This is a genomic window from Spirochaeta isovalerica (assembly GCF_014207565.1).
In the GTDB taxonomy this organism is placed as follows: domain Bacteria; phylum Spirochaetota; class Spirochaetia; order DSM-2461; family DSM-2461; genus Spirochaeta_F; species Spirochaeta_F isovalerica.
In genome coordinates this window covers 309545-331305 of the sequence record NZ_JACHGJ010000005.1, presented here as the reverse complement: position 1 = coordinate 331305, position 21761 = coordinate 309545, and the positions used below count along the sequence as shown (strand labels likewise).

Sequence of the window (21761 nt, the reverse complement as noted above, 5' to 3'; positions counted from 1 at the left end):
ACACCCGTTCCCATCCCGAACACGGAAGTTAAGCTCAACTGCGCCGATGGTACTGCAATTATGTGGGAGAGTAGGTCGTCGCCAGGCTTTTTTTTTATAATACTTTAAGGTTTGTAGTTTATGCTTTATTCAAGTTGCGACGAGGAACGCGCATAGGTAGTGAGCTTGAGCGAACGGAACTGGCGGACTCGTTCCTCGGCAAGCCTGCGGTACGATCCTGATGTCGCCAGGCTTTTTTATTTATAAGGAAATATCCCCGATCGTTTCTGGCTGATATATTTGGGCCTCTCCCTGATTCCGGTTGTTTAAGATCAGGTATTTATTAATCTTTCTCCACTTCCTTTTCAAGAAGACTTACCACAGAACTGAATACGTTCTTGTTTTCTTCGTTCAGCTCCATCAACGCTTTATGAGCTTCGAGCATCATTAAAGCCAGACTACGGTCGCCGGTTACCATTTCCGAAATGTCGGAAAGAGCCGTTTCCGTTACGGGGCTTTCATCGAGAATTGTGAAGAAATTATCAAAACCGATATTTGTCAGTAAGGTCGTTATATCGGGATTGGATGAAATAATGGTCGTTTTCTTATTAAATCTGCTGAGCATGGTATCGGCTATTTTGGCAAGAATCCCCAGATTCGTGCTGTCGAGATAGAGAGATTCCGTTAAGTCGATTACCACGCTCTTGTTGTCGATTCTGGAAAAAATGTTCTCCACGAAAGTATCGAATCCACCGCTGCCTGTGTATTTCAGGTTCCCGCTCATCTTAATGAGATAAAATGTTTCGCATTCGGCAAATTGATATTTTCCTTCATTCACTGGCTGTTCTCCTGACATTGAGGATGGTTATATCGTCGGGCAGAAAGCGGGTAGAATCTATTCCTATGTTTTCGATAAGAGAGGTAACGGTGCTTTCATAGGTCAGAATTTTCAGAAGCTGGCTTTCCTGTTCCTTCAGAGTTTTATCCTTGAGCAGTTCGAGAATTCCGTCGGACATGAAGATTAGAGAGAAATCGCGGGGCAGCTTAAGAATTTCCTTTTTGTAGCGGGCGATTCTTAAAAGACCCACAGGGGGACCCTTGAATCGTATGAAATCTTTTGATTTTCTGTCCAGTAAAACGGGAAAGGGAAACTGTCCCCCCGTAGAGTAATGGAGCTCATTCTTTTCCAGATCGATCAACCCGTAGAAAATTGTCAGATATTTACCAAGATCTTCTTTTATCAGAGTCTGATTTATGACATTGAGAAGTTCATCGGGTTTCAATATGAGTTCCACATTATTGTGATTATAACTGCCGATAAAACCGGATATCATCGATTTGAGGTAAACTGTAATAAAGGCTGAAGATGCGCCGTGGCCCGAGACATCGGCTATGTAGAATCCGATAAAGCGTTCATTAATTCTAAAATAATCGACAAAATCTCCACTGAGATAGAGGGAGGGAAAGATTTCCCTGGAGAAGGTTATCCCGCCGATTTCCATGTTGTCTTCGGGCAGGAGTTTGAACTGTATTTTTTTTCCGGCCTCTTCATCTTTTTCAATGATTTCAAGAGAGGCTGCCAGTTCAGCCGTGCGTTCTGCCACTTTTCTCTCCAGAGTGGTATTCAGCTCATTGATTTTCAATATGGAGATATAGGATCTCAAAGAAGTTATTACCGAGGATTTCAATTTTCTCGATGTCAGCTCTGATTTGTTTTTATAATCGTTGATATCGTAGTCAATCAGAACCTGCTCTTCCGGTGCCTGCCCGGGCTGTCCGGTCCGGAGGATGATTCTGACCATATTGTTTTTCAGTTCTTTCCGGATCTGTTCTACCACTCTTAAGCCCGCATCATCGGTTTCCATCACCACGTCGAGGAGTATAACGGCAATGTCTTCCTCTTTCTGCAGAACCTCCAGTGTTTCTTTGCCTGAGTAGGTATTGATAAACTGTATCGGTCTGTTGTCGAAACTGAAAGAATTGAAAACCAGTTCCGTTACACTGTGCACACCTTCATCGTCGTCTGCGATAAGAATCTTCCAGACGCTACTGCTGTTCATGTCAAATTCATCATCAGCGCTTGAGAACTCTAGTTCTTCTTCCAGTTGAAAATTCAAGCTGTCTGCCAAGTTTCCACCTTCTTCCTAATAATAATAATAGTGTAATGAGTTTTAAAAACAATCCCTTAGTGTTTTCTTTTTCTATCAACTATACTTTTAAATACAATAAAAAAAATGGAGTCACATATGAGAAATAAAAAACAAATATTGATTCTTCTTATTATGCTGCTGCCTATTCTTTCCCTTTTTTCCTACGATCCTTCGTCGCTGAACAGGGTCACCTTTATCAATAAAACGGGAGCTGATATCTGGTATGTTTTCCTGTCTCCCGGAGACAGCAGCGAATGGGGATTTGATATTCTCGGCTCAGAGAGAGTTCTTGAAAACAACAATCTTCTGAGCTTTTACGTATTTTATCCTAATTACAGTGATAATTTTGACATTATGGCTATCGATGAAAACGGCAAAACTTTCGTCCTCTACGAAAAGGAATTCAGTGATGACGAGGAGATTACGGTCCTCATTACATCGGGGGACGAGGAAGATAATCCCGGTATGGAATTCATTGAAGTGGAATTTGAAAACCAGACGGACTACGAAATGCTCTATCTCTTTGTCTCCCCGACCGATTCCGAAATGTGGGGCGTGGACATGATGGATGAGGAGCAGACGCTTTATCCCTATGATACGCTCAGCCTGCTGGCGCCCTATGATGATGAAACAGTCAGTTACGACGTCATGGCAGTCGATGAGGATATGGACGAATACCAGTTCACTCTCAATGTCAACTGGGATTATACAGATGATGACGGAGTGCTTCGCATTCCTATTGAAATGAGCGATCTTTCTGAATAGATATCGTTCCTACTTCATGCGGATAAGAGTTTCCTTTTCATAGGAGACTCCCGCTTTATCCAGGTCCTGAATAAATCTCTTCCCGTCCTGGGGATATCCCGCGGTTCTTTTGAGCCCCGGGATTTTTTCAGACCAGTAATCGTTAAAACAGATCATCATCATCTCCCGGATGTATTTGGAGAAGATCGAAGCCAGAGCGGTCTCCAGATATTTATCATCACCTTTTACCTGAAACCTGATTGTTGAATCTCCGACATCGTATTCCGATAGATCAACAGTTTCCCGGCGTATGGCCAGAGCTGTACGGGGAAATAGTTCCATGAGCCATTCTCCGTAATACCGGCGGCCGCCCTGTCTGTCCACAGTAATCCGGCTTTTTTCATCGAAGATGTGATGGACGAGGGGAGAGAGTATTGCCTGACAGGTTTCTCCCTTATTCTTTCCCGACAGGAGATATCTGTTAAACCTTTGTGCCGGAACAACATCCGAAATCAGACTTCGGGGGGTCAGGGAACGGCTTTTAAAAAATAATGTCAGTTCGCTGGCGGATTGTTCTATCTCTTCGTGAGAGCAGAACGCCGGAAGGGCGTAATCTTGCAGATTTGAGAACCAGGGTATTTCTCTGATTTCATGAAGATGGCTTTTATCGACATTCAGCTCTTTCAGTAGTGCGGATAGGTTGGAAGGAAGGGAACCGTGAAACTGTCTGAAAAAGGAAAGCGCCGTTTTCTCAAGGGGAGCCGGAGACTTGCCGGACGTATAGATTTTCTTACTGTCGCCAATCTGAAGAATTGAAAAATCTCTGAAGACATCGAAAAGCTCTTCTGTATTCTTTATCTCAAAGGACAGAGCTGTTGCGCAATAAGGGCCGAGAACCGGTCCGAGAGCGGCCTCATCTATACCGCCGAAATACTTAAACATAGATCCATACTACTTTTCATGAAGTTTGAATGGCAAGTGAAATATGTTCTTGCCCGAAAGGATGGCTTTATTTATTTTATAGGAATGAGAAAATGCGATTTCTACTCGAGATATGATCTTTCGGACAAAAGTCTTGAAGAAGCCGGTATTAAATGGACAGAGCTGACATCTATCGCCAAAGATTACGATTCTCTTCATGATACGCTCGACGCCGTCGGAAGATTTGTTGTTGATCAGATGATCAGCAGCCCTGTTATCCACTCCATAAACTACCGTCTTAAAGAGACCGATCATCTTTTGGAAAAAATCGTGAGAAAACGGACCGAGAACAGCCGGAGGGTGATTACAAAAGATAATTACCGGACGGAGATCAAAGACCTTATCGGGATCAGGGCCCTCCATCTTTTCAAGGAGGACTGGCTCAATATCCACAAATACATCTGCGACAACTGGGATCTCGCAGAAGAGCCGGTCGCTTTTGTCCGTTACGGTGACAACGACCGTATTCTCAATTTCTATAAACGGAATAATTGCCAGATCCGTGAACACAAATTCGGTTACCGGTCAGTACATTACACACTGAAAACACGGCCCAAGAATGAGGATTATCTGGTAGAAGTTCAGGTGAGGACGCTTTTTGAGGAAGCCTGGGGAGAAATTGATCACCGGGTCCGCTACCCTTATGAGATGAATAACGAACTGCTTGTCCGCCTCTCTTCCATTTTAAACCGCCTTGCCGGAGACGCAGACGAGCTCGGCTCGTATATGCGGTTTTTCAAGAAGAAGGAAAAGAAGAGAATTGCCGAACATAAACGGCAGCTGGAAGAGAAAAACAAACTTATTGATAAACTGTATAAGCAGATTGAATCGCTCGAAATCGGAAATCAGGAAAAGGAGAAAATCAACCGCAACATTGCCGATCTTATGCGTGAGGATGACAGTGTAGAAGAAGAATACGATTTTCCCTGGCTCGATTCTTTTCTGGACAGCGATCTGTTCAAGGGGATTCAGGGCCGCATAGCCGATTATATGAAATCCGAAGACTTCAAGCCTCTGGAGATTTCCGAAGAGGACCTCAGGCTGCTGCAGAAGACACAGAAGGAACTGATGTCTCTGATGGGGCCGTCGCCTGAGAAGGTGGAGGCTTTGCTCAGACAGAAAGGCTCCCTCGATATGCCGAATATGATCGATTATAAAGAGAGCGATGTGGTTGAGGAATCTCAGGAATCGTCGTCATAGAACTGTCTGATTTTCAGAAACTCATCATTGATTTTGAGAAAAAGCTCTACAATATCAGGGTCGAAGGATATGCCGCTTTCCTCTTTAATGATTTCAATGGCTTTTTTATGACTGTAGGCATCTTTGTACGGGCGCTCCGATACGAGGGCATCATAGGTGTCGCATAGTGCCACAATTCTGGCGGAAAGGGGAATGGTCGCTCCTTTCTTTCCTGTGGGATACCCGGTGCCGTCCCATTTTTCGTGATGGTATGTGGCGATTTCCCGGCCCATAGCCAGAAAGTCCTTTCGCCCTTTGTATTCCTTCAATGCCTCACCGGCAATAATCGTATGCTCTTTTATGGATTCGAATTCACTGCTTGTCAGCTTGTCGGGCTTCTGAAGTATCGTATCGGAAATGGCTACTTTGCCGATGTCGTGCAGAATGGAGGAAATCGCCATATCCTCGACAAAGGAATCAGTCAATCTCTCATCCCTGTCTCCGAAATTATGCATGTATTCCTGAGCCAGTTTTCTCGTATAGGATTCGACTCTTTCCAGATGTTTTCCCGTAGTGTGATCCCGTAGTTCCACCAGAGAAGCTATATGATAAATTGAATCTCTGTTATCTATCTTCAGTTCGTGGATCATATTGAGGAGCGTGCTGATATATTCCTCTCTGTTTTCCAGAGCTCTCATAATATCCGTTTTGTCTTTGACTATACCGATGATAAAGTCATCGTTCATGACGGGGACGCAGGAAAATTTGATTTCCAGATAATGCATCACCTCCCTGCCGCCATGAGTGACCGGAACATGAAAGCCCTTTACAAGGATTTCTTCTTCGCCATGGGCCAGTGTGGATAAGGCCTCTTCAATATCTTCCGAGTTGAGCAATTTCCCCAGATTGTATTTGACTCCGTCACGGGGAGAAATATTGACCATATGATAAAAAGCGGGATTAGACGATAGAATATTCCCTTTTATATCAACTTCAATGATTCCATTGGTACTGGATTCAATGATAGCCTGCAGTTTGCCGTTTTCTACACAGAGATTTTCGATTGTATTCAAGTAATGGAAGTTATCCATGAAACTACTGTAATCCTTTATTGCCGAGACTGTAAATCACTTTATTCCCCTGAAGCTTATCCCGCTTTTATTAATTCTTCGTTATTCGGATTTCCTTTTTTATAACGCCGAACCTTTCCGATTTCAGCCTAATCGTTCCGGTTCCCGCTGCTCCTGCCGTTCTTACCCAGAATCCTGTAGAGCCACCGGTGAGGGGGAGAACTTTCGGCCCGATTATGCCGACCGGCCCTTCTGTCTCCAGAGTTATGCTTTCATGGGCATATCTGACTGCATTGGCATATTCGTCCTCCAGATGGACAGTACAGCGGAGACAGTCCCAGGTTTCTCCTTCATGGAGAGTCTCCCTGTCGGCTTTCAACTTCAGGCTGACCGGTGAATTCTGGTCTCTGACTACAGTTTTGACCGGCTGCCCGTCTTTGTAGCCTGTGAAACTGAAAGTTGTGGCCTCTCCTCCCCAGCCTGCAAAATATTTAGTATAGAGATCTTCCGCCTCTTTGGTGTTCATCCGGTTCTTAAAAAGGAGCCAGCCCATTCTGATCTTATCTCTAATGCCCAGATCCAACCCTTCCCGGCTGATTTTCAGCATAAGCTCCTTTATTGCAAGAGCGTCTCTACTGGAAAAGGATTCATTCTTTTCGATGGCGTCGCCTATGAAATCATCGATGATTACAGGCGGATGGGGCAGGGAGGGGTAGAGATCTCTGCGAGGGTGGAAATCTCTTATGAGAACGCCGTTTTTATACATGCGGATATAATCACAGTTCGTAAATATATAGATGTCTCCCAGAAGAGATCCTTCCCTTTCTCCTATATTCATGGAACTGGATATTTCCAGAACAGGCGAATCATCCTGCTGCGAGGCATAGACCGATGCGGCCAGTTTCGGGAGCCGGAACATATCCATGACGCCGTGGTAACAGATTTTATCGCCGCTTCCGAAATCCTTATGGGTGTTGTAATCGAACATAGACCAGCCGATTGAACCGGAAATATCCTCCCGGCTGTACATGGTTTCCAGCACCGCCAGATGTCTTTTCGCCTGACTGAAAAGGTGGGCTTCATCGTCAAATTTCTTTGTGGGATACATGTGTCCGTTGTGTTCCGTCACCAGATAGGGTTTTGCCTTTCCCGATGTCCGGGACGGGGGGATCAGACCGCTGTTTTCTCCGGTATGGCTGAAGTCATTGAAGGTAAATACATCCTCCAGCATACTGCTTTCAGCAATGCAGCGGACTCCGCCAGTGGGCCTGGTGGCGTCCAGTTTTCTGGCAAGTTCATTCGTTTTCCTGTAGAAATCATCATTATCCTGAGATTCGTTAACCCTGACTCCCCAGATGAAAACGGAAGGATGGTTTCCGTCGGTCAGGATCATATCTCTCACATTCTGCAGGGATAGCGCCTGCCATGATTCGTCACCGATATGCTGCCAGCCGGGGATTTCATCAAAAACGAGAAGGCCGAGCTCGTCGCAGCGATCTAAAAAGTGCCGGCTCTGCGGATAATGGGAGAGGCGGACAGTGTTGACTCCCAGCTGGTATTTCAGGATTTCCGCATCATCATACTGGGCGGAACGGGGCATGGCATAACCGGTGTAGGGATAGCTCTGATGCCTGTTCAGCCCCAGCAGTTTGATAAGCTTTCCGTTCAGGCGGAATCCGTCCTTACGGTAATCAACCTGACGGAATCCGAAACGGAATGTCCTGCTGTCCCTGATTTCTCCGTCCATGGTCAGGAGCGTTTCCATCTCATAGAGAACGGGGTTATCTATGTCCCATAATTGCGGGACAGGAACCTGAAAGGAACAGACCTGTTTCTGTTCTTTTTTACCGGTGAAGGTGAGTCTTTCGCCGGTCCTGAAAAACTCTTCTCCCCGGCAGGTGATGATAAACTCCATTTCTCCCGATTGAGCTCTGCCGCTGTCATTGCGGAAATAGAGGTCCATGTCGACTGCAGGTGTTTCGGTGAGAACATTATCGGGTTTAATAAGGCCATGCTCCAGATGGAGCTCATGGCAGTATTCCAATGCGGTTTCCCTGTAAATGCCCCCGTATGTGAGGTAATCGACGACATGGCCGAAGGGAGGGATATCGCTTCTCTCTGTCGAGTCGACATAGACGGCCAGAATATCGGGGCCATCGGTATTGAGGGCATCGGTCAGATCTATCCGGAATCCGGTGTATCCGCCTTTGTGCTCGCCGAGAAAAACCCCGTTGAGAAAGACTCTGGCATAGGTCATAATCCCTTCAAAATGAATGTAGACTCTCTCGTCGCGCTTTAGAGAATCTATGTGAAGTTTCCGTCTGTAGCAGCTCTCGAACTGGTAAATTTTTTCATCAAAATAATTGTAGGGGATTTCGATATTGCTATGGGGGATTTCAACGTTGTCGAAATCGGTATCATCATATGCAGGAGAGAGGTATTCCTCTCTGAAATCAGCCTTGTATTTCCATCCGAAATTTATCGGTTCTCTTCTTTTCATTCGGGTACACTCGCTTCTCAGCCCTATTGTTACGGCGATAATTTAATCATTGAGCATCATACAGACTTTGATGACAAATTTCACTAGTTGTAAGATTTAAAAACCGGGTTTTTTTATAAGGTGAGGATTTTTTGCTTTGAGTGAAAACGATTCAGGATCGGCTGTAGATCCTGTCGAGCAGTTCTGTCGTTTTCAGAGCCCAATCTCCCGTTACCGCCGGATCTCTCTCTTCTCTGATGGCCCTGCAAAAATCGTCTATAAGCGGCGAATGGGCATTTGTACGGGGCGGGCAGACCCCTTTTTCTTTTTCCCCGTTCTTTACTATCCGGTAGATTCCCTCATTGAGGTTCTCTACATGGATAGAGCCTTCTGTTCCATAGATTTCGATTGTGTCCCGCGGTTCCTGTACGGTGTGTAGCGACGCAACATTGGCCATCAGCCCTGTTTTGAAAGTGAGAAGGGCAACAGATGTGTCCTCCACTTCACGCTGAAACCGTAGAGTTTTCAGAGTGCTGGTCAAATCGGCAATCTCTCCGAAAAGGTAATGAAGAAGCTCCAGTCTGTGACAGCCCATATCCATCATGGGACCTCCACCGGAAATTTCCGGTTTCAGCAGCCAGTACCGGGCTTCTCCTTCTTTCCTGTTGAATGGTTCAAAATTCTGGACCTGTACGTATCGGGGAGATCCGATCCCCTTGTCTCCGAGCACTTCCATTATCTTTTCGACCATAGGATAGAAGCGTCTGTAGTAGGCCACACCGAACCGGACGCCGTTGGCTTTGGCCGCGTCCAGCATCAGCGATGCTTCCCTGCTGTTCAGAGCCATGGGCTTTTCGCAGAGTACATGCTTGCCCTGTTCCATTGCGAAGATTGACTGTTCTCTGTGAAGATTGACCGGTGTGGCGATGTAAACAGCTTCTGCTTCGGGATCTCTGAACTGCTCTTTCCAGTCGGTATAGGTTCTGCTGAAGCCGAAGCGTTCGGCAAACTCTTCAAGAAGAGCCTTATTCCGGCGGCTGACCGAATGGGGATGAGCTCCGGGAAGATCGCGAATCGCCGGAGCAACCCGTTTCTCGCAAATATCACCTGCTCCGCATAGGGCCCATTTTACCGGCGTCATTTCAGATCCTCCCTGGGAGGGGAAAAGAGATCAAGGAGAACTGAAGGCTCTTCATAAGTCCAGGCATTGTGTTCCACTCCTGCCGGGGCTCTGTACCACTCGCCGGGATTGAGATCCTGAATGATTCCGCCGATATTGAAGCCCATTTTCCCGCTCACCAGATAACCCATCTGTTCTTCTCTCTCGTGTTTGTGGGGTGGAAAGGTTTTCCCGGCGGGAAAGCGGTATTCTACAACCTGGATATGGTCTCCCGTGTATATTCTCCGTTCGATATCGCCTTCGACAAATTCTATCTTCATTTCAGCCTGGCCGATAAAAAAATCTTCTGCTTTCATTATGTACCTCGCATATATGAAACTATATTACGATTCTCAGGGAAAGTACAATCAGAGCTCTGCAGCTCTGACCTCTTTGTTTGACGGTGTTCCCTTTCAATGGTATGTTGCATAAAAGGGATTGAGAAATGAGAAAAGGAACCATGATTCCGGCCGCGATCATTCTATTCGGGGTTTCGGTGTTGTTCGCAAACGGAAAAACAGAAGCTGATATCTCAGATACTCCCATCGTATTAAGGCTGGCTGAAACTCACGGCGCGGACTATCCTACGACACAAGGCGATTATGAATTTGCAAGGCTGGTTGAAGAACGGTCAGATGGCAGAATCCGTATCCTTGTTTACCCCGATGCGCAGTTGGGCGAAGAAAAAGCGGTTATAGAGCAGGTGCAGTTCGGCGCCATTGATTTTACCCGTGTCAGTATTTCTCCCCTGGCGGCATTTTCCGAAAATTTCAATGCCCTTCAGATGCCCTATCTTTACAGAAATGCCGACCATATGTGGAAAGTTCTGAACAGCAGGCTGGGCGACGATTTTCTGGGAAGTCTTCTGCCGGCCGGATTTGTCGGATTGAGCTGGTTTGATTCGGGAGCGAGAAGTTTTTACAACTCCGTAAGGCCTATAAAATCAGTAGAGGATTTTAAAGGTCTTAAGATCCGAGTCCAGGAAAGCTCCTTGATGGCCGGTCTCGTCGAAGCTCTGGGAGCCGTTGCGACCCCCATGCCTTTCGGACTTGTCTACAGCGCCATCCAGACCGGCGTTATCGACGGTGCCGAGAATAACTGGCCGAGCTATTTTTCAACGGAACACTATGAAGTGGCCCGGTATTTCACCATTGATGAACATACGAGAGTCCCTGAAATTACTATTGCCAGCAAAATCACTATGGACAGGTTATCCGATGAAGATCAGAGGCTGATTATGAAAGCGGCAAAAGACAGCATGGCTTTTCAGATCAATGCATGGAAAGAGTATGAGAAAGAAGCGGAAGCTGCCATAGAGGCCAATGGAAATGAAATCTTCTATCTCGAGGACAACAGTTCCTTTCAGGCGGCCATGCAGCCGCTATATGATGCTCTTTCTCCCGATCTCCAGAATATCGTTAAAGAGATCAGGGATATAAAATAACCTTATGATAGATAATCTGATCGGAAAAACATGGAATAACCTCTCCATAAAAAGAAAACTCATATTCTTCTTTACCATCATTATTTTAAGCGTTTCCATTCTCTACTTTTATATTCTGAACAACGCTTTCGTATACATGAAAATGTTTGAAGAGGACCTGATAAAAACATCTCTTGTTCACAATCTCTCAACGGCTGTGAAGGCGAACAATGAGAAATTCGCCGTCGCTGTCAGAGATTACAATTCTGAGAATGTGGAGGCTTTTGATAACACCATCGATAGGGTGTGGAAATCATGGAACATGGTGAAGAATGAAACCTTTTCATCCCGGGATGCCCTGTTTGAAATTGAGGCGGTCCGCTACGGTATGCTGGCGTATCTGGAGAGCGCGAAGTCATCTCTCGTCTTATTCAATTCCAATAAGGACCTCTTTTCCGAACAGCTTCTCCGTGCCAACAGGATTGAAGATTATATTGAAACTTATCTGGACCGGCTTATTAACGTCAGGCTGGAAGAGAGTTCGAAGCTTCATGAAAGTCAGAAAGAAGCTGTGTCTCATATACAGAGAATCAGTTTTCTGGGAATTCTTTTTATCAGTCTCTTAAGCCTTGTATTCGGAAATTTCTTTTCGGTTACGTTGACAAAGCCGATCATAGACCTTGCTTCCAACACTATTAAAATAGCCGAGGGGAACCTCAATGTCAAAAAAGTTTCTGACAGTTCGCATAACGAAATAACCGTGCTGATCAATTCATTCAACAGGATGAGCCGCAATATCAATCAGATGGTTGAGAGCCTGAAAGACAAAGCCAATATAGAGAAACAGCATTATGAAGATGAAATGAAACTGATTGATATGGGAAAATCCCTCCGGGAAGCGCAGTTTCTCAGCCTGCAGTCCCAGATTAATCCCCACTTTCTCTTTAACACCCTTAATACCATAGCCCGGACATCCATGTTTGAACAGGCTCCCAAAACAGTCCGCCTCATCGAATGTCTGTCCAATGTGTTCCGGTACAATCTCAATAATCAGGATAAAGCAGTCTCATTGAAAGAAGAGCTGGAAATTCTCGATGAGTATATGTTTATCCAGCAGACCAGATACGGTGACCGTCTCAAATTTTCCATTGATAACAGGATCGACGCATCGCATATACGGATTCCCATATTTACTTTGCAGCCCCTTGTGGAAAACGCTGTAAAATACGGGATTGAGCCGAAGGAAGAAGGGGGCCGCATCAGTATCGACGTGGACAGAATCAGGGACGGCATCCTTATTAAAGTAGAGGATACGGGGATAGGTTTTGATATTGATAAGAGTCGGCAGACCGTCAATTCTCTTGATTCGACCGGAATCGGCGTAGAGAATGTGAAAAAGCGACTGGCCCTGAAATTCAACGGGAAAGAAAAATTCTCCCTTCACAGCGTTATCGGAGAGGGGACCGTTGTAGAGATCTTTATTCCGGAGGAAGCCGATGTTTAAATTGCTGATTGCCGACGATGAACAGCTCGAAAGGGAAGCTCTCCGTTTTATCATTTCCAAGAGCATCGATTCCATCAACCATTTCGAGGAAGCCGTAAACGGACGGGAAGCCATAGACAAGGCCCGCACGACGAAACCGGATATCATCATTCTCGATATCAATATGCCTGGAATAAACGGTATCGAAGCCGCCCGGAAGATTCGAGAGTCCGACGAAACCGCCTGTATCATTTTTCTTACGGCATTCCATCAATTCGATTATGCCCATGAAGCAATAAAAGTAGGTGTGGAGGACTACATCGTCAAACCCTCATCAGAAAAGAGAATCGTCGAAGTGATGGAAAAAGTAACCTCCAAGCTGATGAGAAAAATAGGAGAAAAGCAGAAACGTGAGATTATTGAATCGAGGCTGGACAGGGTAACTGATTATCTCGGTTCGGAGTTTATCTATAATCTGGCAACACGGACTCTGGAGGAAGAGAAATTCGAAAATTACCTGACCTTACTCGATATGGACTTCCGCAAAGGCCGCGGCATGATTATGAAGCTGAATTACAAATCCTATCCGATTCTCACAAGCCAGGAATATCAGAAAGAGATTCTTAAAAAAAGATGTATCAGACTTCTTAAAGCTCAGCTTCGCCAGCACGATCTCTTCTGTTCATGCAATGCAGACCTCAATAGCGTCCTCATCCTGGTATATTGCGATAGATACAACGGTATAATGGAATCCGATGAGATTCTTTCAAACCGCCTTCAGTCCATTACCGACAATATCAGGGATGATTTGAATATCGATATCATGCTGGGGTTCGGATCAATCTTTGAGAGCGCCAACAGGGCTCAGATATCTTTTTCCGAGGCAAAAAAGAGCTTGAGCGAAATATCTGATAAGGAAGACCTTTCCTCTTCGGGCGGAAGTTTTCCTATTGAACTGGAAATGGATCTGGAACAGGCTGTTCTTGCGGTGGATAAAGGGAAACTGGATGAGCTTTTTGTAAAATTGGAAGATATGGTTCAGTCATCGCCGGCCTCATTTGAAGATAAAAAAAACAGCATATTGGATTTAACCGTTATTCTCAGACATTCGGCAGCTTTGCAGTTTCCTGAGGGAGAATGCCGGATTGATACTGTGGAACTGGGGGATTCGCTTAATGTACTGGAGTTGCTGAAAGCTTTCAAGGACGTACTCAACGAATTGATAAGCAAGGTTGCGATTCTCTATGCCAGTGAAAATATACCCGTGATAAAAAAAGCCTGCCAGTATATTGAGGAGAACTATTACAGGGAGATAAGCCTGGAAGATACTGCGGCTTACTGCAATCTCTCCACTTTCTATTTCAGTAAAATCTTTAAAGAGCATAAAAAGAAAAATTTCATTACTTTTCTGACGGAGATCCGGATAAATGAAGCAAAGCGGCTGCTGAATCAGACAGATTTAACCATGAAAGAGATAAGCGGCAGAATCGGATACCGCGATCCGAATTATTTTACACGTGTATTTAAAAGGGTTGAGAAGTGCTCTCCCCGACACTTCCGGAACAAAAAAATGCTAAAACAGCAATAATTGAAAGGTTTCGGGCTTGTTTCGAATATTGATTTCCCAAAAGTCAGCAAATAAGTGAAGAGGTTCATATTTTTGTATAGAGCGCGATTATAAAAGCGGGCGTACCATAAATTGACTTTAAAAAAAGAAGGAGCAATTTATGAAGAAGATTTTGTTGATTTTATTTGTAATGGTTCTGGCCGCGACAAGCGTGATGGCCGGAGGACAGCAGGGTGACAAAAGCGGAGCTCCCGCTGAAGAAAAACCTGTAACTCTGGTTTATGCCGAGGTTAACAACCTCGAAACAATTGTCGGTAAGACCGGTCTCAAATTCAAAGAGGAAGTTGAAAGACTCTCCGGCGGAACTGTTAAACTCGATATCCAGCACAGTGGTGTTCTCGGTGCTGAACCCGATGTCCTCGATGCCATGCTCGGCGGCGGCGGAACTATTGATATGTCAAGAATCTCCGCTTTTGCCCTGACCAGCTACGGCGGTGAGAAATCCAAGCTTCTCTCCATCCCCTATACATTTACCGGAAGAGAGCATTTCTGGAAATTCGCCACAAGTGAACTCGCTCCCGAATTCCTTCTCGAGCCCCATGAAAACGGAACGGGAATCCGCGGTCTTTTCTACGGAGAAGAAGGCTTCCGCCATTTCTTCGGAACCAGCCCCCTGAACACGATGGCCGATCTTGCCGGTATGAAAATCCGCGTATCAAACGACCCCGTTGCCCGCGGTATGGTTGAGGGAATCGGCGCTTCTCCTACAGTCGTAAGCTACAGCGAACTTTACTCCGCTCTTCAGTCCGGTGTTGTTGACGCCGCTGAACAGCCCATAGCCAACTACTACGGTATGTCTTTCCACGAAGTGGCTCCCTACATGATTCTCGATGGTCATACTCTCGGTGCGATCCAGGTAATTATCACAGACGAAGCCTGGGACAAACTGTCTCCCAACCAGCAGAATGCTCTTGTAGAAGCCGGAAAAATTGCTTCCGCTTACAACAGAGAGCTTTCCGAAGGTGCGGAAAACGAAGTACTGAAAAAACTGGCTGCTGAAGGCGCCGTTGTCGTTGAAGTTAAAGACAAAGGACCCTGGCAGGCTGCCTGTGCTGATGTAATTAAAGAATCCAGCGCTTCCAATGCGGCTCTTTACCAGAAAATACTCGATATGCAGTAGAGATCAGTTCCTTCCGGCGCATTTCCCTCCGGGAATAGGCCGGAAGCTTTGATCAAACTCAAAAAATCATGGCACAGGAACAGATGTTTCTGTGCCATAATAGTTTAATGAGGAGATAATATGAAAGCTGTGTTCGAGATGGCTGATAAGATCAAGCCTTTTTATGACATGATTTACAAAGTGGTGCTCTTTCTGTGCAAGCTGCTTCTGATAATTGATATCGGAATCACGGCTATGGCTGTTACGGGAAGATATGTTTCCTTTATACCTGATCCCGCCTGGAGTGAGGAAGTTGTCCTTACCTGCATGGCCTATATGGCTGTTTTATCCGCTGCATTGGCTATCCGGCGCAATGCCCACATCAGGATGACGGCTCTTGACAGATATCTTCCGAAAAAACTGATCAGCTTTCTGGATATGTTTGCCGACCTGGCTGTCATGGCTCTGGGATTTGTCATGATCGTCGTAGGGTGGCGCTATGCCCAGAAACTCGGTTCCAGGGGGTTTTACGTCAGCATGCCCTCCGTATCCCGTTTCTGGATGTACCTGCCGGTTCCCCTGGCGGGAGTGGCTATGGTCATATTTGAAGTGGAGACTATAGTCAATCAGATTAAAAAAATCGTACTCGGGGAGGATTCTGAAAAATGATTGTCGACAGCATGGCTATTTTCATCCTTCTGGGAAGTTTCCTTCTTCTGGTCCTTATACGTTTTCCCATTGCCTATGCGGTAGCTCTTTCCTCCATTCTCTGTCTGCTCTATCAGGGGCTGCCTCTGACTACTGTGGCTCAGCAGATGGTCAAGGGTATAAGCTCTTTCAGCCTGATGGCGGTGCCCTTTTTCATTACTATGGGTTATCTCATGGGAAGCGGTGGTATTTCTGAAAAACTGATTGCACTGGCCGATGCCTGCGTCGGATGGATGCGCGGCGGAATGGCAATGGTCAATATCGTCGCATCTTATTTTTTCGGCGGAATTTCCGGATCCGCTGCGGCCGATACGGCGTCTCTCGGAAGCATCATGATTCCCATGATGGTTGAGCAGGGATATGACGACGATTTTGCAACGGCCGTAACCATTACCAGTTCCTGTGAGGGTCTTCTTGTCCCTCCCAGCCATAACATGGTTATTTACGCGACAACGGCCGGCGGACTTTCGGTCGGAAGCCTTTTCCTCGCCGGTTATCTTCCCGCTGCCATTCTCGCGGGAACCCTGATGATCGGATCCTATATCATTTCCGTCAAAAGAAAGTATCCCAAAGGGGCCAAGTTCAATCTGCTCAATCTTTTGAAACAGTTCGCCGTATCCTTCTGGGCCCTGGCTGCCATAATCATTGTCGTCGTCGGCGTTGTCGGAGGTATTTTCACGGCAACCGAATCAGCGGCTATCGCTGTCATCTACAGTCTGATCGTCAGCGTATTCATATACAAGGGTCTGGACTGGAAAGGCGTCTGGAAGGTCCTGGATCAGGCGGTTCATACATTGTCCATCGTTCTGATTCTGATTGCCACATCCAGCATTTTCGGATTCCTGCTTACCCGCCTCAATGTTCCGACTCTGGCTGCGCAGACCATCCTGGGATTAACGGAAAATCCCATTATTCTGGCTCTCATGCTGAACCTGATCCTTCTGGTTCTGGGGATGATTATGGATATGGCTCCGATTATTCTGATCGCGACACCCATCCTGCTGCCTATCGCCACGAGCATTGGAATTTCTCCCATTCAGTTCGGAGTTATGATTATTCTGAACTGCGGAATCGGGCTCCTGACACCGCCTGTCGGTTCAGTGCTCTTTATCGGTTCGGCTGTCGGAAAGGTTCCAATCGAGCGGGTCGTAAAGGCGACATTGCCTTTTTATGTGCTGATGATTGTTACTTTGATGCTGCTGACCTTTATACCCTCCATCAGCCTCTTCCTTCCCTCTTTATTCAACTAGACGGCTTGTTGATAATGGAATTCAGCTTTCAATATAAAGTCAGACCCGGGAATCTTCTGATTCTCGGGCTGGCTAATACCTACCGGTCCATGGCGGGATTGGTTAATCTTATTTTTACTATCTCGATGATTCTTCTGGCCGTCCGCTTCTGGGCCGACGGCAGCCGGGATGTGAGAATCCTTATTGTTGCGGGAATACTTCTTTTTCCTCTGGTTCAGCCTCTTTTTATCTATATGCGCAGCAGGAAGATCGTCGCCTCGATACCCGATGGTCTGGAAATGAAGATAGACGGTTCGGGAATCAGGGTTATATCGGAAAAGAGCAGCACGCTTATCCCCTTTTCCGATCTGATATCAGTAAAAAGGGTCGGAGAAATTCTTATTCTCTATACCGGGACAAAACAGAGTTTTGTCCTAAACAAACAGACACTTGGTGGGCAGGGACAGGAGCTCTATGATTTTCTGTCGGCTCAGAAGGATGCTAAAAAGTGAAAATGATCATGCGGTGGTTCGGTGAGGAAAATGACACTGTCACCCTTCAGCAGATAAGACAGGTACCCAACATAGACGGTGTTGCCGGCGCTCTGCACCACATTCCGGCCGGAGAAGCCTGGCCCATGGATGAAATACTGGCTCTGAAAAAAAGCATCAATGATGCGGGGCTTCAGTTTGAAGTTGTGGAGAGCGTCAATGTTAGCGATGCCATCAAATTAGGCAGTCCCGAGCGGGATGCTCATATCGAGAACTATAAACTGACTATTTCCCGTCTTGCCGAAGCGGGAGTGAAGGTCATATGCTACAATTTCATGCCTGTTTTCGACTGGACCCGGTCCAGCCTCGATGCCCCGCTTCCCGACGGTTCTCAGACAATGGAGTACAACGAGTCCATAATAGCGGAGATCAAACCCGATACCATTGCCGATTATATGCTGGAAAAAGCCGAGACCTACAGCCTTCCGGGCTGGGAACCGGAGAGAATGGCGAAAATAGTCGATCTGTTTTCAAAGTTTTCCGTCATTACCGAGGAAAAGCTGAGGGAAAATCTGAAGTATTTCCTCGATGCCATTATGCCGGTCTGCGAAGAAACCGGCGTGGCTATGGCCATACATCCCGACGATCCTCCCTGGAGCGTTTTCGGGCTTCCCCGCATATTCAAAAACCAGGGTGATATGGAAGCGATCATGGCTCTCAACGAGAACAGAATGAACGGGATCACTCTCTGCACAGGCTGTCTGGGAAGCCATCCCGACAATGATATTCCGGCCATGATCGAATCGGCGGTTTCAAAGGGAAAACTGCATTTTGTCCATATCCGGAATATCCGGATTACGAAGCCGCGGTATTTTCGTGAAGTGTCCCACTTCAGCGGGGACGGATCACTCGATATGTTCGCTATCCTGAAGGCGCTGTACCAGTCTGGGTTCGACGGTTATGCCAGGCCGGACCACGGCAGAATGATCTGGGGCGAACAGGCGAGACCCGGTTACGGGCTCTATGATCGGGCGCTGGGGATCGCTTATATAAACGGGATCTGGGAGGCACTTGAGAAAGGTTGAATAAGGAAGATCTCTGTATTCGCATTCCGGTAGTAAAATTGTTTGATAGAAAAGACCTATTGATCAAAAAATAAGCTGCCCCAAAGGGCAGCCTGACGGAGGAAACTCTTCCAGTTAATTAGTACCCGCTGGCTTCTTCAGACAACCTGTCTCTGAAATCTGCCTGTGCTTTGGTATTTTGCCATTTTTCCCAGTTGTAGGTTCCGGTCTGTTCTGTTCTTCACACTCAATATCATAAGGGAAATGAATTACTGGGCGGCGGAGTGTGGCTGGCTCTTCATCTGAGGAACCATTATCTATACTCACGCGATGAGATCTTTCTACGTGATAGGGCATGGCCCACAGGATCTCTGAGGGGGTATCGGACCAAAGGATGTTTTGGCTTAACTGTTAACTGGAAAGACGGCCGGATAGCCGATCTGTGTTTTGATTGCTCACAGGCTGTATCCTGTAAGGTCTGTTATAAAGGGGAGCTGAAAGAGACAGATCAGCTGAAGAGGATCGGGGATGGACAGTCTCTGTTTCGGTATGAGTGAAAAATTATCTTAATTTTGAAGCAATACAGCTAAAAGCTGCGTATTTCTCTTAGTAAACATTAAAATTGAGGTAAATCCATGCTAGAGAATACACAGAGTTTTTTTATATCATTAACAGGACACTTAGTAAAAAATTATTTTTATATTTTGGTCTTAACTGTCATTATTATTTTTGCCGGATGTTCCTCTCCTACAACACCGACAATACCAACAGATTCCGATTCACAGAGTTCCTTCTCTATTATTTACCATGCTAATGGAGCGGACTCGGGAACAGTCCCTGGAACTCAGCAGAAAGAGGAAGGACTGAGCATTGATTTGGCTGATAATACAGGCAATCTGGCAAAATCAGATTATCTGTTTTTAAGGTGGAACACAGAGCCCGATGGAAGCGGAATGGATTATGAGGGTGGAGACATTTATACAGATGATGCCGATCTGAACTTATATGCAAAATGGAGAGATACAGCATTTGTAACCAAATGGACTGGAGATTATACAGACAAATCAATTACCATCCCTACAGACAGTAGTTATATATATAATTACAATATTGATTGGGGTGACGGAACATCGGAATCCGGTCTAACCGGCGATGCGACTCACACATATGCCAGCTCAATGGTGGAGTATACTGTAAAAATTACCGGAACTTTTCCGGCAATCAATTTTTCATCTTCAAGTTACACGAACCGATACAATATTCATTCCGTGGTCAATTGGGGAACAATAGAGTGGAAGAGTATGAATCATGCCTTTTATTCCTGTCCGAATTTTAAAACTATTGCAGAAGATGCCCCGGATTTATCCCAAGTTACAGATTTGAGTTATATGTTTTATGACGCTGCTATCTTTGAAGATTTCAGTTCCTGGGATGTATCAAATATCACTAATATGAGCGCCATGTTCAAAGAGGCAAACTTCTTCATTGAACCGGGTTTAGAAAACTGGAATGTTTCTAATGTTACAAATATGGCTTCTATGTTTGAATCTTCACTCAAATTTGATGAAGATCTCAGCAAATGGGATGTTTCTAAAGTTACTAATTTTGCGGCTATGCTTTACGGTGTATCTTCTTTTACCGATCATGATCTTTCTTCCTGGGATGTAGATTATTCCGATGATGATCGAACAGTTATATATCATAATTATTTCAGCAGGAACTGGGGTAGTGGAAATATAGAACCGAATTGGATTGACTGATCGCATTAGAAAGCGCTGGCCTTAGACGGTCAGCGCTTTTTTTTGATTTTCTGAATGATCCTGAAGAAGATATCTACACCATGGAAGACGGGAAGCCCGTCGAATGGTAAAAGGAACTATCGTACTTGCTCCCTTTCCGTTTACTGATTTATCGTCGAGTAAGGTCAGACCTGCTTTGTGTCTCTCTGATAAAGTCGGTTCCCACAAGCATATCGTTCTTGCTTTTATCAGCAGTAAAGTTGGTAAAGATCTTGAGAGAGTAGTTATTTGATTTGAATAGAAAAAGAGCACGTATTTATGTATACTAAATGTTAGGAAAGAACTATGCATGTAAGAGTAATAATTAAATACGATCAGGAAACAGACTCATTCAGCGCCGTATGTCCTGAACTTCCCGGCTGTACTTCCTGTGGCGACACGGAAGCTGAAGCCATGGAAAACGTCAAAGAAGCCATCGCCCTTTATCTGGAACCCGATACTCATGCCTTGAGCCCCGATGCCAAGGTCTATGAGGTCGCTATTTAGTGTCCCCCCTATAGAAAAGATTATCAGCCTCAGAAGTTACCAAGATTCACTCATATCATGGATTTGAGGAGGTCAGCCAGAAAGGGAGCCATCAGAAATGGAAGAACTTCAAGACCGGCTATCAGATAATTGTCCCTTTTCACAAGGGTAAAGAACTTCCTATCAGTACGTTGAAATCGAATATGGAAGGAAGCGGTATACCGCCGGACGCCTGGAGCTAAAGGATCAGCAATAAAGTTTAATTTGTTGTCTATCGAACCTGTTCTGGGATACACTCTGATCCGAAGGAGTCCGAACCATAAATGTCTCTGAAAAGCGATGGCATCAAGTAATCCAATAACTTCCCCATAGAAGAGATGTGCTTCTTCATCGAATTCAACTATACCACCTATCCATCCAATCAATGCAAAGCTCCATCCACCGGGCCATTCCGTTCCCAGTAATGTTTTGTTGCATTCTCTCCGCAATACCGATCTTCCCCTTCTACAGATATCAGAAGAATCGGGATACGAAAGCCATTCCTATTTTATCCGCCGCTTCCGTAAAATACGGGGTTGCACGCCTGGACAATACAGAAATAGGGAATCGCGCTTCCCCTCTGGATAGGATTG

Annotated in this window: 21 protein-coding genes and 1 rRNA gene; 15 read left to right on the top strand and 7 right to left on the bottom strand. The window is 45.6% G+C overall.

Translation table 11 applies throughout. The annotated features are described in order from the left end of the window. Positions 1 to 87 (top strand): 5S ribosomal RNA (gene rrf, locus HNR50_RS14535); the annotation flags it as partial. A 235-nt stretch (positions 88 to 322) separates the two neighbouring features. Here the strand turns inward: rrf and HNR50_RS14530 are convergent. Together HNR50_RS14530 and HNR50_RS14525 are read right to left on the bottom strand one after the other, a co-directional pair. Beyond that, entirely contained in the window at positions 323 to 817 is a 495-nt protein-coding gene (locus HNR50_RS14530; RefSeq protein WP_184747494.1) for an STAS domain-containing protein, read from the bottom strand. Further along, a complete protein-coding gene (locus tag HNR50_RS14525; protein WP_184747493.1) occupies positions 810 to 2108 on the bottom strand; it encodes a SpoIIE family protein phosphatase in 1299 nt (432 codons plus the stop codon). Before HNR50_RS14525 ends, HNR50_RS14530 begins: the two co-directional genes overlap by 8 nt. 117 nt (positions 2109 to 2225) lie before the next feature. Between HNR50_RS14525 and HNR50_RS14520 the strand changes: the two genes are divergently transcribed. Next, on the top strand, positions 2226 to 2894 hold the full coding sequence (locus HNR50_RS14520; RefSeq protein ID WP_184747492.1) for a hypothetical protein: 669 nt from the start codon (positions 2226 to 2228) through the stop codon (positions 2892 to 2894). Positions 2895 to 2903: 9 nt separating this feature from the next. Here the strand turns inward: HNR50_RS14520 and HNR50_RS14515 are convergent, their stop codons facing one another. Continuing rightward, entirely contained in the window at positions 2904 to 3815 is a 912-nt protein-coding gene (locus HNR50_RS14515) for a ribonuclease H family protein (protein WP_184747491.1), read from the bottom strand. A gap of 84 nt (positions 3816 to 3899) precedes the next feature. Here HNR50_RS14515 and HNR50_RS14510 point away from each other — a divergent pair, with 84 nt between their 5' ends. Next, positions 3900 to 5054, top strand: coding sequence for a RelA/SpoT domain-containing protein (locus tag HNR50_RS14510; protein ID WP_184747490.1), 1155 nt, complete (start codon positions 3900 to 3902; stop codon positions 5052 to 5054). Here HNR50_RS14510 and HNR50_RS14505 read toward each other — a convergent pair. The 4 genes from HNR50_RS14505 to HNR50_RS14490 form a co-directional block, all read right to left on the bottom strand. Next, on the bottom strand, positions 5036 to 6124 hold the full coding sequence (locus HNR50_RS14505) for an HD domain-containing phosphohydrolase (protein ID WP_184747489.1): 1089 nt from the start codon (positions 6122 to 6124) through the stop codon (positions 5036 to 5038). The two genes, HNR50_RS14510 and HNR50_RS14505, sit on opposite strands and share 19 nt — an antisense overlap. Before the next feature lie 70 nt (positions 6125 to 6194). Further along, positions 6195 to 8603, bottom strand: a complete 2409-nt coding sequence (locus HNR50_RS14500; RefSeq protein WP_184747488.1) for a glycoside hydrolase family 2 protein — start codon at positions 8601 to 8603, stop codon at positions 6195 to 6197. A gap of 151 nt (positions 8604 to 8754) precedes the next feature. Continuing rightward, a complete protein-coding gene (locus HNR50_RS14495) occupies positions 8755 to 9723 on the bottom strand; it encodes a Gfo/Idh/MocA family protein (protein WP_184747487.1) in 969 nt (322 codons plus the stop codon). Beyond that, on the bottom strand, positions 9720 to 10058 hold the full coding sequence (locus HNR50_RS14490) for a cupin domain-containing protein (RefSeq protein WP_184747486.1): 339 nt from the start codon (positions 10056 to 10058) through the stop codon (positions 9720 to 9722). The genes HNR50_RS14495 and HNR50_RS14490 overlap by 4 nt, the downstream gene beginning before the upstream one ends. Before the next feature lie 128 nt (positions 10059 to 10186). Here HNR50_RS14490 and HNR50_RS14485 point away from each other — a divergent pair, with 128 nt between their 5' ends. The 12 genes from HNR50_RS14485 to HNR50_RS22850 all read left to right on the top strand — a co-directional run bounded on the left by HNR50_RS14485 (position 10187) and on the right by HNR50_RS22850 (position 21756). Next, a complete protein-coding gene (locus HNR50_RS14485; RefSeq protein ID WP_184747485.1) occupies positions 10187 to 11185 on the top strand; it encodes a TRAP transporter substrate-binding protein in 999 nt (332 codons plus the stop codon). Positions 11186 to 11189: 4 nt separating this feature from the next. Continuing rightward, positions 11190 to 12668 carry a sensor histidine kinase gene (locus HNR50_RS14480; protein ID WP_184747484.1) on the top strand — a complete coding sequence of 493 codons (1479 nt, stop codon included), beginning with the start codon at positions 11190 to 11192 and terminating at the stop codon, positions 12666 to 12668. Beyond that, complete coding sequence (locus HNR50_RS14475) at positions 12661 to 14235, top strand: response regulator transcription factor (protein WP_184747483.1); 1575 nt, start codon at positions 12661 to 12663, stop codon at positions 14233 to 14235. Before HNR50_RS14480 ends, HNR50_RS14475 begins: the two co-directional genes overlap by 8 nt. Positions 14236 to 14374: 139 nt before the next feature. Further along, positions 14375 to 15394 carry a TRAP transporter substrate-binding protein gene (locus HNR50_RS14470; RefSeq protein WP_184747482.1) on the top strand — a complete coding sequence of 340 codons (1020 nt, stop codon included), beginning with the start codon at positions 14375 to 14377 and terminating at the stop codon, positions 15392 to 15394. A gap of 120 nt (positions 15395 to 15514) precedes the next feature. Continuing rightward, the gene (locus HNR50_RS14465) at positions 15515 to 16042 is read left to right on the top strand and encodes a TRAP transporter small permease (protein WP_184747481.1); all 528 of its coding nucleotides are present in this window, start codon (positions 15515 to 15517) and stop codon (positions 16040 to 16042) included. Next, positions 16039 to 17331, top strand: a complete 1293-nt coding sequence (locus HNR50_RS14460; protein WP_184747480.1) for a TRAP transporter large permease — start codon at positions 16039 to 16041, stop codon at positions 17329 to 17331. Before HNR50_RS14465 ends, HNR50_RS14460 begins: the two co-directional genes overlap by 4 nt. Before the next feature lie 14 nt (positions 17332 to 17345). Beyond that, positions 17346 to 17822, top strand: a complete 477-nt coding sequence (locus HNR50_RS14455; RefSeq protein ID WP_184747479.1) for a YcxB family protein — start codon at positions 17346 to 17348, stop codon at positions 17820 to 17822. A 2-nt stretch (positions 17823 to 17824) separates the two neighbouring features. Next, positions 17825 to 18886 (top strand): mannonate dehydratase, encoded by a 1062-nt coding sequence (uxuA, locus tag HNR50_RS14450; RefSeq protein ID WP_221439893.1) that lies wholly within the window; start codon positions 17825 to 17827, stop codon positions 18884 to 18886. A gap of 614 nt (positions 18887 to 19500) precedes the next feature. Continuing rightward, on the top strand, positions 19501 to 20625 hold the full coding sequence (locus HNR50_RS14445) for a BspA family leucine-rich repeat surface protein (protein WP_184747477.1): 1125 nt from the start codon (positions 19501 to 19503) through the stop codon (positions 20623 to 20625). A gap of 324 nt (positions 20626 to 20949) precedes the next feature. Next, entirely contained in the window at positions 20950 to 21150 is a 201-nt protein-coding gene (locus tag HNR50_RS14440) for a type II toxin-antitoxin system HicB family antitoxin (RefSeq protein WP_184747476.1), read from the top strand. Between the two features lie 44 nt (positions 21151 to 21194). Further along, entirely contained in the window at positions 21195 to 21371 is a 177-nt protein-coding gene (locus tag HNR50_RS22855; protein ID WP_184747509.1) for a type II toxin-antitoxin system HicA family toxin, read from the top strand. A 226-nt stretch (positions 21372 to 21597) separates the two neighbouring features. Further along, positions 21598 to 21756: a helix-turn-helix domain-containing protein gene (locus HNR50_RS22850; protein WP_425506746.1), complete on the top strand. Its 159-nt coding sequence runs from the start codon at positions 21598 to 21600 to the stop codon at positions 21754 to 21756. The last annotated feature ends 5 nt before the right edge of the window (positions 21757 to 21761 follow it).

Bases quoted from the DNA above. Each gene is read 5' to 3' on its own strand.
- HNR50_RS14515 (WP_184747491.1), bottom strand. From the start codon at position 3,815: ATGTTTAAGTATTTCGGCGGTATAGATGAGGCCGCTCTCGGACCGGTT.
- HNR50_RS14510 (WP_184747490.1), top strand. From the start codon at position 3,900: ATGAGAAAATGCGATTTCTACTCGAGATATGATCTTTCGGACAAAAGT.
- HNR50_RS14480 (WP_184747484.1), top strand. From the start codon at position 11,190: ATGATAGATAATCTGATCGGAAAAACATGGAATAACCTCTCCATAAAA.
- HNR50_RS14460 (WP_184747480.1), top strand. From the start codon at position 16,039: ATGATTGTCGACAGCATGGCTATTTTCATCCTTCTGGGAAGTTTCCTT.
- HNR50_RS14445 (WP_184747477.1), top strand. From the start codon at position 19,501: ATGCTAGAGAATACACAGAGTTTTTTTATATCATTAACAGGACACTTA.
- HNR50_RS14520 (WP_184747492.1), top strand. From the start codon at position 2,226: ATGAGAAATAAAAAACAAATATTGATTCTTCTTATTATGCTGCTGCCT.
- HNR50_RS14440 (WP_184747476.1), top strand. From the start codon at position 20,950: ATGCATGTAAGAGTAATAATTAAATACGATCAGGAAACAGACTCATTC.
- HNR50_RS14475 (WP_184747483.1), top strand. From the start codon at position 12,661: ATGTTTAAATTGCTGATTGCCGACGATGAACAGCTCGAAAGGGAAGCT.
- uxuA (WP_221439893.1), top strand. From the start codon at position 17,825: ATGATCATGCGGTGGTTCGGTGAGGAAAATGACACTGTCACCCTTCAG.
- HNR50_RS14455 (WP_184747479.1), top strand. From the start codon at position 17,346: ATGGAATTCAGCTTTCAATATAAAGTCAGACCCGGGAATCTTCTGATT.
- HNR50_RS14485 (WP_184747485.1), top strand. From the start codon at position 10,187: ATGAGAAAAGGAACCATGATTCCGGCCGCGATCATTCTATTCGGGGTT.
- HNR50_RS14495 (WP_184747487.1), bottom strand. From the start codon at position 9,723: ATGACGCCGGTAAAATGGGCCCTATGCGGAGCAGGTGATATTTGCGAG.
- HNR50_RS14470 (WP_184747482.1), top strand. From the start codon at position 14,375: ATGAAGAAGATTTTGTTGATTTTATTTGTAATGGTTCTGGCCGCGACA.
- HNR50_RS14465 (WP_184747481.1), top strand. From the start codon at position 15,515: ATGAAAGCTGTGTTCGAGATGGCTGATAAGATCAAGCCTTTTTATGAC.
- HNR50_RS14505 (WP_184747489.1), bottom strand. From the start codon at position 6,124: ATGGATAACTTCCATTACTTGAATACAATCGAAAATCTCTGTGTAGAA.
- HNR50_RS14490 (WP_184747486.1), bottom strand. From the start codon at position 10,058: ATGAAAGCAGAAGATTTTTTTATCGGCCAGGCTGAAATGAAGATAGAA.
- HNR50_RS14500 (WP_184747488.1), bottom strand. From the start codon at position 8,603: ATGAAAAGAAGAGAACCGATAAATTTCGGATGGAAATACAAGGCTGAT.